The sequence below is a fragment of the Brevundimonas vesicularis genome (genome assembly GCF_900445985.1).
GTDB lineage: Bacteria > Pseudomonadota > Alphaproteobacteria > Caulobacterales > Caulobacteraceae > Brevundimonas > Brevundimonas vesicularis_D.
The window spans coordinates 321,752-339,576 of the sequence record NZ_UAQP01000005.1 but is presented as its reverse complement, the minus strand read 5'-3'; the positions used below and the strand labels follow the sequence as shown (position 1 = coordinate 339,576).

The following is a 17,825-nucleotide window of genomic DNA, read 5'->3' as shown; positions in this document are numbered from 1 at the left end:
GCGGACCTGTTTCTTGAACCTTTGAAGACGCGGCCACACCCGTGTGACAATCTGTCTTCGGGCGGGGGATGAAGGGTGCGGCGCCATTGTGCCGGGGCGCCCGAAATGCGAACCTGAACAGCTGCGTGAGTTCGCTCCGCACGTCCTCCTGGACATCGTTCGGATCGCGTATGCCTCTTGTCACGCCCTCCCGTCGCCGGTTGCTTCAACTCGCCGGGGCGACGGCGATCACGCCAGGACTGATCGGCATGAAGCCCGCGCAGGTGATCGGCCGCGTGCTCGCCGTGTCGGACATGCACTCGGCCTATGAGCGAACCGCGCAGTTGCTGGCCGCCTTCGAGACCGAAGTCCGCGCCAACCCCGTCCCCCACGTCATCGCCATTGACGGCGACATCTTCGAGCACGGCAATGTCGTCGCCGCGCGGTCTGGCGGCGTGGTCGACTGGGCCTTTCTGGCGGCCTTGCCGGCCATCGCGCCCACCGTGTTCAACCTGGGCAATCACGACAACGACCTGACCCCCGACCTGGCTGACGTCGTCGCGCGCCTGAAGGGTTTGAGGATCCAGGTTGTCAGCACCATCGGCGATACGCGCACAGGCGCCGGCTATGCGGACACGTCCACGACCCTGCCTTTCGGTCGCCGTTCGCTGCGGGTCGTGGGCCTGGCGACCGATGCGCTGACCACCTATCCCAAGGCGTCTCGCGAGCAGTTGTCGATCCCCGCCGCCGCCGACTGGGCGAGCGCCAATCTCGCCGGGGCTCTGGCCGGGGGCGATCTGGTCATGGTCATGAGCCACGCCGGGGTGACCGCGGACCGGGATATCCTGCCGCTGCTGCCGGACGGCAGCCTGATGATCGGCGGTCACAACCATCTGCTGTTCCAGCACAGACAGGGCCGCAGCGCCTATGTCCACACCGGTTCCTGGACTGCGGCCTATACGGCAGCCGAGTTTCTGTCAGACGGCTCGGTCACGGCCCAGTCGCGCGCCGTCGCGCGGGACGCCCCCGCCTCTCCTGCGTTGGCGGACCTGATCGCCGCGACTCTCGCCGCCAATCTGACCGACGAGGAACGGACCATTCTCGGAAAAAGCCCTCGCGCCCTTTCGCTGGGCGATACGGGTCGGCGTGTCGCCGCCGGACTGGCCCAGGCGGCCGGCGCCGACGCCGGCTTTATCGGCCACACCACCCTGGGGACCGGCGTCCCCGCCGGGCCGGTCAGCCGCTATGATTTTGATTCCATCGTCCGCTTTGACGGCAAGCTGATGATCGCCACGGTGTCACGCGCAGAGTTGGAACGCGTCATGGCTCGCGCCAATCAGGACCGCGCAATGCCCCTGGCCGACCGTAACGGCGACTTCCTCTATGCGGCGGTGGTTTCACCGAAAGCCGATCACGTTCGCATCGCCACAACCGACTGGTGCGCTACGAACCAAGGGGAATATTTCGGCGTAACGGGCCTTCGTTTCGAAGCGGTCGCTGAAGGGACCGTGAAACACGCTGCAGCCGCCGCGCTCTTGAAGGTTTGAGCGCGCAGCCGCCACACACCTGGCCGCTGCCTGCAACCTGCCGGTTGGGCGGGGCAGATTTCACACGATGCCTTTGTAGCGGCGCCGATTTTGCTGCGTTTGACGCCTTTGTACGAGGGATACGGTTCGCAAATCGAGGGTAGATGTTGGGCAGCAAAAAGCCGCTGGATCGATGATCCCGCGGCTTTTTGTTATTTTGGGTGCGGGAGCACGCACTGGCCTAGGTAGTATATTTGGCATGATCGATGTCCCGGCCTGACCGCAGGGACCATCTTCTGTCATGCCGCTTAGTCTCGAATGCGCCAGCAACGGACATCGGCCAACTGCCCGAAATGCGACATGTTAACAGCGAGGTTCTTTCCGGTCATCGGCGCCCAGTCTTCCGACTCGACATCGACATCCTTCGGGGGTCAAGCCGGGAGAGAGCGACACGAGACGGATCTGCGGCGCGCGGGACATTTCGCTTTTCAGGCCCCTCCGCCGCGGACGTCCGCCCACGGCAGAGACCGTGCTTCGCTCAAACCGATCGCTACATGGCTGGAGTAAATCATCGGGGCCCGTAGTCATCGTAAAAGCGCGTCACAGACGTTCGTGGCTAAACCGGGTGCTGCGCAGGTTCAGGCTTCCGGACCAATGCCCGGAAGCCTGTCTGGCCTTAGAAGTAGAAGCGCACTGCTGCGGTGACGGTGCGACCAGGCAGGGCCTGTGCCAGGACCACGCCGCTGGCGGGCAGGCTGTCGGCCGACACTTCCGTCAGGGCGGTTTCGTCGAACAGGTTGTTGGCGGTCAGCGACAGCACGACGCGGTCGATGGGACGCACCTGGACGAAGGCGTTGACCGTGGCGTAGCCCGGCATCTTCAGCTGGTTGACGTCCTGCGTATAGCTCTCGGTCGTGCCGACGACGCTGGCGCCGAGCGTGAACAGGTCCGTCTCGTACTGCGGCATGACCTGGAAGATCAGGTCGGCCTGACGGCGCGGCGAGTTGCCGACCAAGGCCGCATCCTCGGCCTTGGTGATCTCGGCGCTGGTGACGGTGGCGCTGCCAGTCAGGCTGAACGGACCGTGACGTACGCCGGCCTCGAACTCGGCGCCCTTGGCCTCGTAGCTGCGCTGGACCAACACCAGACGGGTGACGCCGCCGGCATCCGCGCGGATTTGCTGGTTCGTCTCGCTCACCTCGGCCCAGAAGCCCGTGACGTTGGCGAACACGCCCTTGGCGCGATATTTCATGCCGATCTCGGCTTGGTTCACCGGATCATAGGCTGCGTCGGCCTGCAGCAGGTCTCCATCGACATTACTGATGGCCGGCGAACGCAGGATCTTGTCCGCTGCGGCCCGCGCGCCCTCGCTGTAGCGGGCGAAAGTCGAGAAGCTGTCCGAGACGCGGTAGTTGGCGCTGAGCGAATACGAGACATAGTCGTAGTCGTAGTCGACCGGCGTGGCGTTTGCAGCCGGGGCGAAGGCGAATGTGCGCTCGGCTTCCGAGATGACGCCATCGTTGTCCACGTCGATGGTGCGGACGTCGGTCAGGCCGTTGGCCACCGTGCGGCCGCTGACGTCGCCGCTGTCGAAGCGGATCGATCCGCCAAGCGCCAGCTTGCCCAGCCGGTAGTTCAGCGAGGCGTACGGCGCCAGCACCTTGTACGTCACATCGGTGCGCGAGTTGGACCCGGCGCCCGAGGGACCGAAGAAGTTGACCACGCCGTCCTGGGTGCGGGGCGTGCCGTTCGTATTGAAGATGTCGACCAGGGCCGAGTTTCCGCCGCCCACCACGTCCTGAAGGAAGGGGATATACTGGCGATCGAACTTCAGGTCCTGCTGGGCCGAATAGACGCCCACGGTGGTCGTCAGGTCGCCGCCGCCGATCTTCCAGACGCGGTTGGCGCGCAGGTCGTTGGTGAAGTTGTCCAGGCTGTCGATGTCGGTGTGGACCAGGGTCGAATAGGCCAGCAGGCCGTTGCCGTTCAGGGTCGTCGGGCTGGTGATCGCCTGACCGGCGCGCGGTCCCGTCGCATAGGCCAGGGTTCCGGGACGACGACCGAACGCCAGCGGCGCCTGGGCCGCCGGCACCACGGCCAACGGGTAGTTGAACGACTGATCACCCGATTGCTGCGCGTAGCGCATGTGCTCGGAAATGGTCCAGCCGTGCAGGTTGAAGCGGGTCTGGAAGCCCAGCGCGCGCACCTGAACCTGATTGCCGTCCTGCAGGTTGACGCGCTTCAGATTGTTGTCGCCGTCCAGCAGCGGGAAGACCGTGGTGTTACGCGACGTCAGGGTGTCGCGCGTCATCGAGAAGTTCGGAACGTCGCTGTAGTTGGGATCGTCGTTGGTACCGGACACCAGCAGGGGCGTCGGACCATAGGCGACGACGGTGTCATCCAGGATCTTGCCGTACAGACGCACGAAGCCGCCGTCGAAGGTCTTGGTGATGTTGGCCTTGATCTGGCCGCCCTTGTTGCCCGTGAAGCCGGCGTCGCGCGGGCCTTCACCCTCGCGATAGAAGCCGCCGACGTGGAAGCGGACGGTGTCGCTCAGGTGACCGCCGTAGCTGAAGTCGCCGCGATAGGTGTCGTAATCGAGGCCCGAAGACACCTGGACCGAGCCGCCTTCGACCTCACCCGTCTGCGAGATCAGGTTGATTACGCCGCCCGGCGCGTTGGACGCGAAAGTCGAGGACGATCCGCCGCGGATGGACTCGATCTGGCCGACGTTGAAGTCGTAGCGCATGAAATAGTCAGACGTCAGCGCCAGGATGTCGCCGAACTCCAGAACCGGCAGACCGTCTTCCTGAAACTGCAGGTATTTTCCTCCGGTGCTGACCATCGGCAGGCCGCGGATCGTGTAGTTGCCGTTGACCTCGCCGACACTGGCCTCTGCGCGGATGCCGGGGATGGTGCGGAACAGGTCGTTGACCGCGAAGGCACCGATCTTGGCGATCTCGACGTCGTTGATCGAACTGGTGGAGGTCGCGCTGTCCAGCCTGTCGCGCGCCTTGGCCACGCCCGTCACGATCACGTCGTCATTGGCCCGCGTCCGGCTGGCCTCCCAGGCCGTCTGGCGCTGTGGCGCAGGCTGCGTCTGCGCATGAGCAGGCATGGCGAGGATAAGCGGCGCGATCGCGGCCGTGAAGTACAGGGATTTCAAGGAAGCCTCCAAGGCGTTGTCTTGCAGTGCGGCGACTGGACAACTGATTTTCGTTCGGAAATTCTTCCATGCAGTTTCTTGCATGGCTCTCATCAATAAAACACGGATGTGTTTGATGTTTTATAATGCCAGAGTACGGATTAATACTGACATAACAGCGCCCACAAAGTTCAAATTGCTGTGCCTAGTTCTCTTACACTCAACTTTTTTGATATCTTAGAACTCGTTCCAGTCGTCATCGGCAGCCTCGCTCGACAAGGCGAGCGCACCGACCGCGCGGATGACCTTGGGCGCTGGCCTCGGGGCGGATACGGTGTCTCGACGTGGCGCGGGTGCGGCGGACGGCGACGCGGAGGTCGTCGTATTCAGCCTGAACCTGGAAACTAGGGTCGCCAGTTCGTCGGCTTCGGTCGCCAGGATGCGCGCCGCCGCCGTCGCCTCTTCCGCCATGGCGGCGTTCTGCTGGGTCATGCGATCCATGCTGCCCACCGCGCTGTTGACCTGTTTCAAATTCTCGGACTGGACCTGCGCCCCGTGAGCGATGTCGACGATCAGGGTGTGGGCGTCGCCGATCTTGGACACGACCCGCGCCAGCATCTCGCTGGTCTCGCCGACGCGATCGACGCCCACCTTAACCTCGTCCGACGACCGGCTGATCAGTTGCTTGATGTCCTTGGCGGCGTCGACGGTGCGCTTGGCCAGCTCGCGCACCTCTCCGGCGACCACGGCGAAACCGCGCCCCGCCTCCCCAGCCCGCGCGGCCTCGACACCGGCGTTCAGGGCTAGAAGATTAGTCTGCAAGGCGATGGCGTCGATCATGTTGATGATCTCGCCGATTTCCTGCGATCCGGCCTTGATCGCGTCCATCGCGACGATCGCCTCTTCCACGATCGCGCGGCCGTCCGCAGCGTCGCCGTTGGCCAGGGTGATGGCGTTGCGGGCGTTGGCCGCGCTGCGCGCCGCGTCACCGACCATGTCGGTGACATGATTGGTCGCGGTGGTCGTCTGCTGAAGGCTGGACGCCTGCTGTTCGGTTCGCAACGACAGGGTTTCGGACGCCGAGCAGATCTGAGTGGCGCCCAGGCGAACGCTCTGGGCCGACCCGGCGACGCTGGCCAGGCTTTCTTCCAGGCCCTGCACCGCCACGTTGAAGGCCGTGCGCAGACGCTCATATTCCGGGGCGAACGGCGTGCGAATGGTGTGGGTCAGATCGCCCGCGGCCAGAGCCTCCAGAGCCGTGTCCAGTTCCTCGACGACGTGACGTTGGGCGGCGTCGGCGACGACCTTCTCGCGCTCGGCAGCGTCCTTGGCCAGATCGGCGGCCGCCTTGGCCCGCTCCGCATCCGCCTTGGCGAGGGCCGTGTCGCGGAACACCAGGACCGCGCGCGCCATGTCGCCCAGTTCGTCGGCATGGCTGGCGTCGACGACGATGTCATTATCGCCCTTGGCCAACTGTCCCATGGCCTGGGTCAGCACCGTGATCGGGCGTGCGATCATGCGGCTGAGCATGGCCGACAGCACGATGGCGATCGTGATCAGGGCGATGCCGCCGACGATCAACGCGATGATTGCCGTCACGATCGCGGTCTGCTGCCGTTCCAGATTTTTCTCGGTCACGGCGGCTTCGGCCTCGCGCAGGTCGCGCAGCGGCAGAACAGCCTCGCTGACCAGCACCTTCTTGCCGGCGTCGCGCACCTCTTGCTGCGCCTGCTCGCGCTTGCCGGCGCGAACCTCGGCGATCATGCGATCGCCCCAGTCGGCCCTCCAGGCCAGGGTGGCCAAGCGCGATTTTTCGAGCAGCGCCTGTTTTTCGGCGTCGCCCAACTGACCCTTCAGTTCGACGACGACCTTGTCGAACTCGTCGCGTCCTTCGTAATAGGACTTAAGATAGGTCTCGTCGCCGGTGACCAGGAAGCCCCGGAACTGGCTGTTCTGACGCAGGATCGCGGTTTCCAGCGACATCGCCTGCGCCTCGATCGTGCGGCTGAGATTGTTGCTCTCGATCGACGAGCGGATCATCATGATCGTCGCGAAAAAGACTGCCATCATGATCGCCGCTGAGACGCAGATCAGGATGAAGGAAAGCCGCAGCTTCTTCGGAATTCGCATCTTCGACATCATGAGCTCACCCCTTTACGCACCTATACTTACCTAAGGGCAGCCAATTCCTCAGCTGACGCTACTGCGCACAGCCCGATCTTTGTTCGAACTACGCAAAACGCCCTGTTTTTCAGGCGACTATCCACCCCTAGAATGGACCGATTAAAAAGATAGTTAAGCTGGCGACGCCCAAACGCTTACATCCACCGGCTTTGAATTTCGCGAGATTCACGCGCTGTTAAGCCAAGTGATCATAGGTAAGTCGTCCGTCCCATCGGAGCCTCAAGCAACGTCGGACCTCAGCCCTCGGTCGAATACTTCTTCGGACCTGGGAACAGACAAGTAACAGTTCGTTTTATTCGGAATGCGCGACGATGCGATTGGTGACTGGATGACCTGCCCCGTCGCCGACCGTTTCACCCAGGAACTCGCGGCCCAGGCCGACCGCTGCCGCGCCATGGGGTCGCCCTTCGTCGCGCGCGTTCTCGAAGCCGCAAGCCGGCAGCTGTCGCACGCACCGCTGACAGCCGCACGGCTGTATGATTGGCCGGGAGATCAGGCCGCAGCCGCCTTGGCCCTACGTTTGAACGGCGCCCTGCACGCCCTGGCGCGCTCGGGCCGGTCCTACGCCTTGACCAGCCTTTATCGTCGCGAACACACCGACTTCGACGCGGCCGTGGCCGACGCCTTGGCCCGGAACGACCGATACGTCGCCTGCTGGATTTTGCACCCGCCGCAAACGAACGAGGTGGCGCGCGCCGCCGCGCTGATGAGCGCGCTGATGGCCGCCCCTCTGGATCACGCCATGCCCTTCGAGCTGCTTGAGCTCGGGTCCAGCTGCGGCCTGAACCTGAATCTTGATCGCTACGCCTATGCTCTGGGGTCGGCGTCAGCCGGCGATCCTTTCTCGGACGTGCAGATCGAACCCCTGTGGCAGGGCGCATCGCCCAAGGTCGTCCCGGTCTCCATCGCGGCGGCGCGCGGCGTCGACCTACACCCGCTGAACGCCGCAGACCCGGCGCATCGCGAGCGTCTGCTGGCCTTCGCCTGGGCAGACCAGCCGGCGCGCACCCAACGCCTCGAGAACGCCCTGCGCATCGCCGCCGATCATCCGCCGCGCATCGATCAGGGCGACGCCGTAACCTGGCTGACTGACCGTTTGGCCGAGCCTCAGGCGGCCGGGCGGTGCCGCGTCGTGATGCACACCATGGTTCTGCAATATCTGAGCGACGACGACCGGCACCAGATCATAGCGTTGCTCTCGACCGCCGGCCGCCGCGCCGACGCCGACCACCCGTTGCTCTGGATCAGCTTCGAATGGACGCGCGACCGCAGCCACGTCGAACTGCGCCTGACAGCCTGGCCCGCCGGCGAAACCCGCGTCCTGGCGCACTGCCACCCCTACGGCGACGAGCTGGAGTGGCTGTCGTCGCCGGCCTCGATGCTGGCGGCGTAGCTCTGGAACCAGCGGCTCGGGTTGTCCCCCAGGCGGTGTTCACCCCCGCCCTCAATCCGCCGGAAGGACGATGGGAACTTGCAGGCCGGTCTGCGAGACCTGGGCGCTGGCGAAGCCACCGGGCGCGTCGATCAGCCCCGTGCCGATGGGCAGCCTGTCATAGAGCTGATAGCGGATCGTCTGCCCCGGCTTGACGGTGGTCGTATAGGTCAGGACCGAGGGATCATCCGAGGACGGGACCAGCCGGATGGCGATCTCACGCGATCCCAGAAAGTTGCCCCACAGCCAAAGGGGGGCCGTCTGGCCGGCGGGCCGACGAATGGCGAAGGTCAGCGGGGCCGGCTGAACATAGTCTTCGCGCGTATAGCCCGCCGCCAAGGTCAGATTGTTGCGGTCGCGCCAGTCGAAAAAGGTTGCGTTCTCCCAGTTCGATCCCACACCCCACCGTGTCGAGCAGGGGGTGGAGACCCTGGCGGGTTCCCAATAGACCACGCCCTTGCCGCCGTTTGAAATGACCGTCTGGGTGATGTCCTTCATATATTTCAGCTGCCCCTCCTGCGTGGCGGGATAGGCGGGCAACAGGGTGTCGGGCCCCAGCAGATTGGGCGAGGCGTCAGCGCCGTCGTTAGTGAACGGATAGGAGGTCTCCACCACGACCACATCGGCGGCATAGCGATGCGGCAGACGGTTGATCGTGGCGCCCAGCCCGTCCAGGTCCTGGGTGGACCATTTGCGATAGTAGCTGATGCCGATCAGGTCATAGCCGGTCACGCCCGATCGCGCGGCGTCCGCAAACCAAGGCTCCACATTCTCCGGCTGAGCGATGTGAAGCATTACGCGCGGCTTGATTGCGCTGGTCGCATGCTTCTAGGCAGTTTCGTTGTCGGCCTGATCTCGGGGGCGCCCGGCCTGGCGAGGCTGGAGATGTTTGTCGGGCCGCTGTTTCAGGGCTCTCTGTGCTTCTTCCTGCTGGACATCGGCCTGATCGCGGCGCGCAGACTTATGGAGGGCGGCCGGCGGATGAGCCCCTACGTGGCTGCTTTCGCGATTGGCTTTCCGCTGGTTTCGACGGCCCTTGCCCTCGGCCTGTCGCGGCTGGCCGGCCTAGACGTTGGCAACGCCGCCTTAATAACGATCCTTGCCGGCTCGGCGTCTTATATCGCCGTGCCTGCGGCCATGCGCCTGGCCGCGCCCGAAGCCGACACTGGAGTGTTTGTCACAGCCTCCCTGGCAATCACCTTTCCTTTCAACCTCACGATCGGCATCGCCCTTTACACCGCCGCGACGGTTTGGATCTGGCTGTGAAATCGCGCGAACGCGGCCCAGGGCGGATGAGGCGTCGGAAGGCGATGATCCGGAACGAAGGTAAACCTCGCTACCTGACGCCTGACCTGTCGTGAAGCGGCTATGGCTGTTAACTACCCCGCAGGGATCGTTGCTGCCGCACAGGCGCCAGAGCGAATGTTTCTAATCGCCACTGGCAGTCAAAACCATCGGCGAGCTGGAAGCCAGGCCTCATGCCTCTTTGATTTCTGCGATTCGTGCCGGAGGTTATCTGTCGTCTGAATTAGGCCTCTGGCCGCGCCCGGCATCCAGTCGGCACCGGGGACTCTGGCACGCTAAACGCTCAAACTGGTCGAAGCCCTGAGCGACTTGCTCGATGTTCAGGGACTCGGCGCGTCCCGGCTCGACCTGCGGTTCGAACGGATCGACAACCGGACCAAAGCCATGCAGGTCGGCCTTGCGCGCCCGTCCGCGATGTCGCGCGGCTCACACGCCTGCCCTACGACAAGATCAAAACCGTCGATCCTGACCTAGGCGTGGAGGCCATGGTTCTAGCTGCGCCGGTTGTCCTGCCGCTGGACTGGTCGCCCAGCGCCGGTGAACTTGGCGCCCCTCGCCAGTCATCTCGGCCCGCAGAACCTGGGTCGGCTGGCCCGGCGCAGAGCGACGTGCCCGAACGCTCCATCCGCAAACTCTCGCCGACCGCGCCGCCGGTGTCTGAGACCTGGACGCGTCGCTGGCCGCGCCCCTCACGACTGCTCGCTCAGCCCGCAGCCGTCGAGGCTGTCGCGCTCCTCCCCGATCAGCCGCCTGTCGCCTTCGGCTGGCGCGGCGCGAGAGGCGCGCTGGACTTTCAGAAAATTTTGGAGTTCGAGCCCGACAGCGGCACGACCAACGTCCGCAACACCAGCTCCAGCCATTGGCGCCCGCATCTGTCGCCAGCGTCGCGCTGTCTGGTCCCCTTCACGGCCTTCAGCGAACCAGGTCGGGACGCCGCCGGCAAATACTCCTGGTCACGTACGCCTAGATTGCCGGAGGGTAGGTAGAACTCGGCTATTTCTGAGGGTGGGGATGGATCATCTGCAATCCAGCAATCGTGTTGAAATTATTGGTAAAGTGCCAGGCAATCTCCGTGTAGATCACATCCGATCTGTTTTGCGCCCGACTTTTTCCCAAATACTACAACGCCCTAGCTCGAATGCAGGTGTGCGTAATGTGTGCACCATCCTCCACAGGATGATATTCCTAATGGCCCCACTGGGGTTAGATGTTTTTTGGTCGTCTGCTTCCATCATTTAGCGCAGGGCTATCGCCCCCTAGGCTGGGTTTCGAATGGCGCTCGAGATGGAATATTTGGATGCCCAACCAGCTAAGGAGACGACGGTGACCGACGCTGAGCTGCAAGCCTTTCAGATGAACTTTGTGCAGATGGCTTTGGTGTTCTCGTTCACCATTGTGGCGGTCCTCGCCATCAAGACGGTGATCTTCAAAATGGTGCGAACGCTGTGTGATCGAAAAGCCCGCGCCGGCGATCATGACGAGCCAAGCACGTCTTCGTGACTTAAGTCTCTCGCGTTGATCCGGCTGCGCTCGTCCGGGACACGCAAGGCTACCGCGATGAGGGCTGCACATCCTCCGTGCCGGAGTAACGCGGTGTCGAGACACCGACCCAAATGCGAAACCAGCTGTTACTCCGACTTGTTTTTACGCCGGCTCGTCCCGCCATTCATACCTTCTATGAGCCCTCCAAAAATGGGTTGGACCAACCAGGCAATGACCAATGCGGTGACCCCACCGGCCGCGAATATAAGAACATCCATCATGAGGCGTCTCCCAGCGAAGTCTGTAGGTCTCATATAAGGCAGCATGTCATGTGACCAAAGCTGCGGGCCGGCGAGGCGACCAGAGCACACTTCTGATGCGAAGCCTTTCAGTGCCGAACACCCTTCGTCTCGACGGGGTTCAGCTGCAGCCCAGCCGCACTGATCGCGAGAGCCTGAAGCTTGGTACACGGAAGAAGGCCGCATTCCTGAGCAAAGGTCAGCGGCCCATGGTTGGCGGATTCGATCAGACCAACCACTGCGTCATTCAAGGCCTCGAGGGTCGAGACATCATCCACGAAGGCGGCCAAGTCCGCGCCGGCGCCGGCCACCGTATAGTGAGCAAAACTATCTCGCTGAGCTCGATAGGCATCCCAGCGAGCCTGTAACCTAGCCACGCGCTCTCCGGCGCCGACAAGGTCGTTCGCTTGCGCCAATCCCTCCGCCACGGTCTCCTCGGCAGCCTCTAGCTTGGGCCCCATTCTCATCACGTAGTGAGACGTCCAATACCGGATCAGCATATCGCCGCAGTCGGCGCCCTCCCGATGCAGCAGCGGCGCCAAGCCAATCTCTAGATCCCCTTCAGCAAACAGCGCGAGGTCATCGATCAGGATATGCGGCGCCAGCGCCTGCAAGGATGTGAGCACCCTGTCCACAAGCCATCCAGAAAGGTCGGCCAGATCCTCAGCGGTCGTCTTCACCAACCCTCCATTGTCGGGATTGTCCCGCAGCTGTCGAACCCACACCAACAGCAATAGCGAAAGGATCGTGAGAGCGTCGTCGTTCAATCCTTCACGGGCGGCGTTCTGCATAACCCTAAGCGATGCAAGCATGATCAACGGGTCGAGCTCTGCTGGGTCCAGATGCGACCCTGTTCCGATCATGAGCTGCAGTTCGGAGCCCATCTCGGAAATATCGACAAAATCAGCCATCACACCTCTCGCACCAATCACACTGATAGTGTGTAGTGAAGATCGGGCGGCAGCCGCAAGTGCGGTTGTGTGGAAGTTGACGCTGAACTGCTGAGTTTTGGCCGCGCCGTCAGGTCGCGGCGCGTTGCGCTCGGCCTCAGCCAAGAGGAGCTGGCGGACAGAGCCGGACTCCATCGAAATTACATCGGCGGCATTGAGCGTGGCGAACGCAACGTCGGCATCAAGGCGGTCTACGCCTTGGCTGTCGGCCTTGGCTGTGGACCGTCCGAGCTGTTCAATCAGACCACACCCTCCCGTTAACTGTTCGTTAGCCTTCGCCCCTTCAACCTCAACAAGCCGTAAGACCGATTCTAGCCAAATTTTTCTCCTCGAAAAACAAGGTTAGAACTATGATTAATGCTCGTAAGTCTTCGTTAGAAGCAGCCACCACTGTTGCTCTGGATAGGTTCACCCCGACCATGCCAGACGACAATACTTGCAGTCGCCTCTGCGATAAGGCCATTGCCCTACCCTCGCCGCAAGGCTGTGGCGCCTCCCCCGCCGAGTGCATACTCGACGCTGCTCGCGGTATCAGCGCGTGCGAGGCATTATGGCCGAGCAGTCGCCTCGCTGTCGCCGAGTCCCTTCTCGACGACTTGGCCCGCATCCTTGCGCGTATGACGCTCGATATGCACCGTGGCGATCTTCCATCGCCCGGAGCCTGAGCTGATGCGTGCAGCCCTATATGCCCGTTACTCGACCGACCTTCAAAACGTCGCTTCGATCGCGGATCAGTTTGCGACGTGCCGTTCCTTTGCAGCGAAAGACGCGACCAAGATCGTCGCGACGTTTGAGGACGCAGCCATCTCGGGAGGGTCCGCAGCAAACCGGCCCGGATTGCATAGCCTGATGCGCGGCGCGAAGAACGGCGAGTTCGAAGTCGTGCTTTGTGAAGCGTTAGATCGCCTTTCTCGGTCCCAGGCCGATGTCGCGGCACTCTTCGAGGACCTACGGTTCCACGGCGTCAAAATCCGCACGATCTCCGAAGGCGACATATCTGAGCTTCAGATCGGGCTGATGGGCACCATGAACGCCCTCCAACTGCGCGAGACTGGCCGAAAGACAAGGCGCGGCCTTCAAGGCGTCGTCCGGTCCGGTCGTCATACTGGCGGCCGTGTCTACGGTTACAAAATCAGGCGAAAATTCGACGCCATCGGCGAAGCGATCCGGGGCCTTCGCGATATCGATCCTGATGAAGCAGAAGTCGTCCGCGAAATCTTTCAGCGGTACGCCGTCGGCCAATCCCCTCGGGCAATCGTGAGCGATCTCAATGCTCGCAGGATCCCCAGCCCCCGAGGCGGCAGTTGGAATGCTTCGACCATCAACGGCAATGCCGAGCGTGGCAATGGCGTGATCCACAACGAGCTCTATCGAGGCATTCTGGTTTTTGGTCGCCAAACTTGGGTCAAGGACAGACACACAGGAAAGCGCCAGGCGCGAACCGCGGACCCGTGCGAGATACTTCGATCCGAGGTGCCTCATCTCCGGATCATATCCGAAGACCTGTGGTCCAAGGTTCGTGATCGTTATGAAGAGAACAAGCTGCCGCCTCTCACGGGCTCCCCCCGCGGATCTGTGCGCCCACGCCACTTGCTCAGTGGCAAGCTGACGTGCGGGGTCTGTGGCGGCCCGATGATCCGAAGCGGCGCCGATCAACGCTTTATGTGCTCATGGCGCCGTGAACGCGGACAACTGGCATGCACAAACGGCCGAGGGATCAAGAGCGCCGAGATCGAGGCGCGCGTCCTAGCCGCGATCAAGAACCGACTTCTGGCGCCGGAACGCGTGGCGCTCGCCGTCGAAGAGGCGAGGCTAGCAGCAGAGAATGACGCGCGCAGGATCACACAGGCTCGATCGAAACTGGACACTGAACTTGCAGAGGTGAAGCGCCGCGCCGAACGCTTGGTCGACCAGATTGCCGATGGGGTCCTTACCGGGGCTACTGTCAAGGATCGTCTGGACGCGCTGGAAGCGCGGCGAACACAGATTGAATCGGAGCTGTCTCAAGCACCCGCAGAGCCCGTCGTCATCGTACACCCTGGCGTGGCCGAGAATTACCGGACCGTCGTGGACTCGCTGGAACGCGCCTTGGCTCGAAACGACAGCGAGGCAGCGGCTGAGGCACGGGACTTGGTTCGCAAGTTGATTAGAACCGTCGTGGTCACGCCGTTGGAAGAGCGGGGTAAGTTTGGCTTGACCGTACAAGGCAAAATCGCCGCCCTGGTGAACCAAGACGGCGAAAATACTACGAAGTTGGGTGCGGGAGTAGGATTTGAACCTACGACCTTCAGGTTATGAGCCTGACGAGCTACCGGGCTGCTCCATCCCGCGGCAAACGGTAGTGTATCGTGAAGGAAGAACGGTTTCGAGAAGGACCGCGGTTGCGGTTTTTATTCATCATCGGCTGTCCGCCTGGTAGACCCGGCGGCGACCTACTCTCCCGCGCCTTGAGACGAAGTACCATTGGCTCTGGAGGGCTTAACGACCGAGTTCGGAATGGGATCGGGTGGGGAACCTCCGACATAGCCACCAGGTCAACCAGGGGGACAGCGGATGATGAGAAGACATTGTCTGAGATTGCTCTGGTCAAGGAGCAATCATCGAATGAGTTTTGCTGAGAAACGATCAAACCGATCGGATTATTAGTACCAGTAAGCTTCATGGGTCGCCCCACTTCCACACCTGGCCTATCAACGTGGTAGTCTTCCACGATCCTCAGCGAAGCCTTGTTTTGAGGTTAGTTTCCCGCTTAGATGCTTTCAGCGGTTATCTATTCCATACTTAGCTACCCTGCTGCACAGCTGGCGCCATGACAGGTACACCAGAGGTATGTCCATCCCGGTCCTCTCGTACTAGGGACAGATCCTCTCAAGCTTCGAACACCCACGGCAGATAGGGACCAAACTGTCTCACGACGTTCTGAACCCAGCTCACGTACCACTTTAAATGGCGAACAGCCATACCCTTGGGACCTGCTCCAGCCCCAGGATGTGATGAGCCGACATCGAGGTGCCAAACTTTGCCGTCGATATGGACTCTTGGGCAAAATCAGCCTGTTATCCCTAGAGTACCTTTTATCCGTTGAGCGATGGCCCTTCCACTCGGGACCACCGGATCACTATGGCCGACTTTCGTCTCTGCTCGACTTGTCAGTCTCGCAGTCAGGCGGGCTTATGCCATTGCACTCGACGACCGATTTCCGACCGGTCTGAGCCCACCATCGCGCGCCTCCGTTACACTTTAGGAGGCGACCGCCCCAGTCAAACTACCCACCACGCCATGTCCCGGGACCGGATAACGGCCCTCGGTTAGACGTCAACGACAGTAAGGGTGGTATTTCAAGGACGACTCCACCAGAGCTGGCGCCCCGGTTTCATAGTCTCCCACCTATCCTACACATACGGTCGCTAACGCCAAGGCGAAGCTATAGTAAAGGTTCATAGGGTCTTTCCGTCTGACCGCGGGAACCCCGCATCTTCACGGGGAATTCAATTTCACTGAGCCTATGCTGGAGACAGTGGGGAAGTCGTTACGCCATTCGTGCAGGTCGGAACTTACCCGACAAGGAATTTCGCTACCTTAGGACCGTTATAGTTACGGCCGCCGTTTACCTGGGCTTCAGTTCGACGCTTTCACATCTCCCTTTAACCTTCAGGCACCGGGCAGGCGTCAGACCCTATACGTCGCATTGCTGCTTCGCAGAGCCCTGTGTTTTTGCTAAACAGTCGCTACCCCCTGGCTTGTGCCACTCAGTCCTGCTTGCGCAAGGTGAGTCACGCTTATTCCGAAGTTACGCGTGCAATTTGCCGAGTTCCTTCAGCATAGTTCTCTCAAACGCCTTGGTATGCTCTACCTGACCACCTGTGTCGGTTTCGGGTACGGTCTCTGCTGGAGTTATTTCCTGGGACAACGCCCCCGCACACACAATCCAATAAGTGGGTACGAGTTAAGCCATCCGTCACTTCCAGCTGGTGCAGGAATATTTACCTGCTTCCCATCGACTACGCTTTTCAGCCTCGCCTTAGGGGCCGACTAACCCTGCGCAGATTAGCTTTACGCAGGAACCCTTGGTCTTTCGGCGAGAGTGTCTCTCACACTCTTATCGTTACTCATGTCAGCATTCTCACTTCCGATACCTCCAGCCAGGCTCACGCCTGACCTTCACCGGCCTACGGAACGCTCCGCTACCGCTTGCAGTAAACTGCAAACCCATATCTTCGGCGCACGGCTTGAGCCCCGTTACATTTTCCGCGCAGGATCGCTTGATCAGTGAGCTGTTACGCTTTCTTTAAAGGATGGCTGCTTCTAAGCCAACCTCCTGATTGTCAAAGCAATCCCACATCGTTTCCCACTTAGCCGTGACTTGGGGGCCTTAGATGATGGTTAGGGTTGTTTCCCTTTTCACGACGGACGTTAGCACCCGCCGTGTGTCTGCCCGATAGTTCTCTTGGGTATTCGGAGTTTGGTTAGTATTGGTACCGCTCGCGCAGCCCGCAACCATCCAGTGCTCTACCCCCCAAGGAATTCGTCGGACGCTCTACCTAAATAGATTTCGCGGAGAACCAGCTATGTCCAGGTTTGATTGGCCTTTCACCCCTATCCACAAGTCATCCCAGAATTTTTCAACATTCACGGGTTCGGTCCTCCAGTTGGTGTTACCCAACCTTCAACCTGCTCATGGATAGATCACCTGGTTTCGGGTCGTCATACGTCGAACTTAGCGCCCTATTCAGACTCGCTTTCGCTGCGCCTACACCTAACGGCTTAAGCTTGCTCGACACATGAAGTCGCTGACCCATTATACAAAAGGTACGCCGTCACCGCGCTTGGCGGCTCCGACTGCTTGTAGGCTTCCGATTTCAGGATCTGTTTCACTCCCCTTGTCGGGGTGCTTTTCACCTTTCCCTCACGGTACTTGTTCACTATCGGTCGTAGAGGAGTACTTAGGCTTGGAGGGTGGTCCCCCCATGTTCAGACAGGATTTCACGTGTCCCGCCCTACTCGAGTCTCTTGCTGTTTGATGACTACGGGGCTTTCACCCACTATGGCCGACCTTTCCAGATCGTTCGTCTTTATTTCACAAGAGCACTGGCCTGGTCCCGGTTCGCTCGCCACTACTACGGGAGTCTCGGTTGATGTCCTTTCCTCCGGGTACTGAGATGTTTCAGTTCCCCGGGTTCGCTTAATGAAGCCTATGTATTCAGCTCATTATACCTTTCAACAATCCGCCAATCGCTGCTTCCGAAGAAACAGAGTTGGAAGACTGTAAAGGTGGGTTTCCCCATTCGGAAATAACCGGATCAAAGGGTGCTAGCGCCTCCCCGGTTCTTATCGCAGCTTGCCACGTCCTTCATCGCCTCTCTACGCCAAGGCATCCGTCAGAAGCCCTTCAACGTTTGATCGTTTCTCAGCAAAACTCATGCTTGGTTTATTCCGCCCGACTGGAAAGATGCCGGGGGACCAAGCCTGATTTTTGTCAGACAATGTCTTCTTCTCGAACAGGACCTCAAAGCTCAGGGGAGC

At 61.2% G+C, this 17,825-nt stretch carries 11 protein-coding genes, 1 tRNA gene and 2 rRNA genes; 7 read left to right on the top strand and 7 right to left on the bottom strand.

Annotated features, from left to right (window positions below):
• Positions 1-170 precede the first annotated feature (170 nt).
• Positions 171-1,526, top strand: coding sequence for a metallophosphoesterase (locus tag DT343_RS01745; RefSeq protein WP_220116428.1), 1,356 nt, complete (start codon positions 171-173; stop codon positions 1,524-1,526).
• Between the two features lie 655 nt (positions 1,527-2,181).
• Here the strand turns inward: DT343_RS01745 and DT343_RS01740 are convergent.
• A complete protein-coding gene (locus tag DT343_RS01740; protein WP_112862537.1) occupies positions 2,182-4,671 on the bottom strand; it encodes a TonB-dependent receptor domain-containing protein in 2,490 nt (829 codons plus the stop codon).
• A gap of 216 nt (positions 4,672-4,887) precedes the next feature.
• Entirely contained in the window at positions 4,888-6,792 is a 1,905-nt protein-coding gene (locus tag DT343_RS01735; protein WP_112861511.1) for a methyl-accepting chemotaxis protein, read from the bottom strand.
• 370 nt (positions 6,793-7,162) lie between these two features.
• Between DT343_RS01735 and DT343_RS01730 the strand changes: the two genes are divergently transcribed.
• Complete coding sequence (locus tag DT343_RS01730) at positions 7,163-8,227, top strand: DUF2332 domain-containing protein (protein ID WP_112862536.1); 1,065 nt, start codon at positions 7,163-7,165, stop codon at positions 8,225-8,227.
• A 51-nt stretch (positions 8,228-8,278) separates the two neighbouring features.
• On the opposite strand, the gene DT343_RS17725 is transcribed toward DT343_RS01730, so the two are convergent.
• Positions 8,279-9,061, bottom strand: a complete 783-nt coding sequence (locus DT343_RS17725) for an arabinogalactan endo-1,4-beta-galactosidase (protein WP_258522476.1) — start codon at positions 9,059-9,061, stop codon at positions 8,279-8,281.
• Between DT343_RS17725 and DT343_RS01720 the strand changes: the two genes are divergently transcribed.
• From DT343_RS01720 to DT343_RS01710, 3 genes are all read left to right on the top strand, one after another.
• Entirely contained in the window at positions 9,053-9,532 is a 480-nt protein-coding gene (locus DT343_RS01720; RefSeq protein WP_258522475.1) for a sodium-dependent bicarbonate transport family permease, read from the top strand. The genes DT343_RS17725 and DT343_RS01720 overlap by 9 nt on opposite strands.
• Before the next feature lie 524 nt (positions 9,533-10,056).
• Entirely contained in the window at positions 10,057-10,557 is a 501-nt protein-coding gene (locus DT343_RS17720) for a hypothetical protein (RefSeq protein ID WP_258522474.1), read from the top strand.
• 286 nt (positions 10,558-10,843) lie between these two features.
• Complete coding sequence (locus tag DT343_RS01710; protein WP_112861510.1) at positions 10,844-11,071, top strand: hypothetical protein; 228 nt, start codon at positions 10,844-10,846, stop codon at positions 11,069-11,071.
• 370 nt (positions 11,072-11,441) lie between these two features.
• On the opposite strand, the gene DT343_RS01705 is transcribed toward DT343_RS01710, so the two are convergent.
• On the bottom strand, positions 11,442-12,263 hold the full coding sequence (locus tag DT343_RS01705) for a hypothetical protein (protein ID WP_112861509.1): 822 nt from the start codon (positions 12,261-12,263) through the stop codon (positions 11,442-11,444).
• A 69-nt stretch (positions 12,264-12,332) separates the two neighbouring features.
• Here DT343_RS01705 and DT343_RS01700 point away from each other — a divergent pair, with 69 nt between their 5' ends.
• Complete coding sequence (locus DT343_RS01700; protein ID WP_112861508.1) at positions 12,333-12,563, top strand: helix-turn-helix domain-containing protein; 231 nt, start codon at positions 12,333-12,335, stop codon at positions 12,561-12,563.
• 408 nt (positions 12,564-12,971) lie between these two features.
• A complete protein-coding gene (locus tag DT343_RS17970) occupies positions 12,972-14,600 on the top strand; it encodes a recombinase family protein (RefSeq protein ID WP_368731199.1) in 1,629 nt (542 codons plus the stop codon).
• On the opposite strand, the gene DT343_RS01685 is transcribed toward DT343_RS17970, so the two are convergent.
• The 3 genes from DT343_RS01685 to DT343_RS01675 all read right to left on the bottom strand — a co-directional run bounded on the left by DT343_RS01685 (position 14,557) and on the right by DT343_RS01675 (position 17,704).
• Positions 14,557-14,633 (bottom strand) — tRNA-Met (locus DT343_RS01685). The two genes, DT343_RS17970 and DT343_RS01685, sit on opposite strands and share 44 nt — an antisense overlap.
• A gap of 88 nt (positions 14,634-14,721) precedes the next feature.
• Positions 14,722-14,836: ribosomal RNA gene (gene rrf / locus DT343_RS01680) — 5S ribosomal RNA — on the bottom strand.
• Between the two features lie 87 nt (positions 14,837-14,923).
• Positions 14,924-17,704, bottom strand: a 23S ribosomal RNA gene (locus DT343_RS01675).
• Between the last annotated feature and the right edge of the window lie 121 nt (positions 17,705-17,825).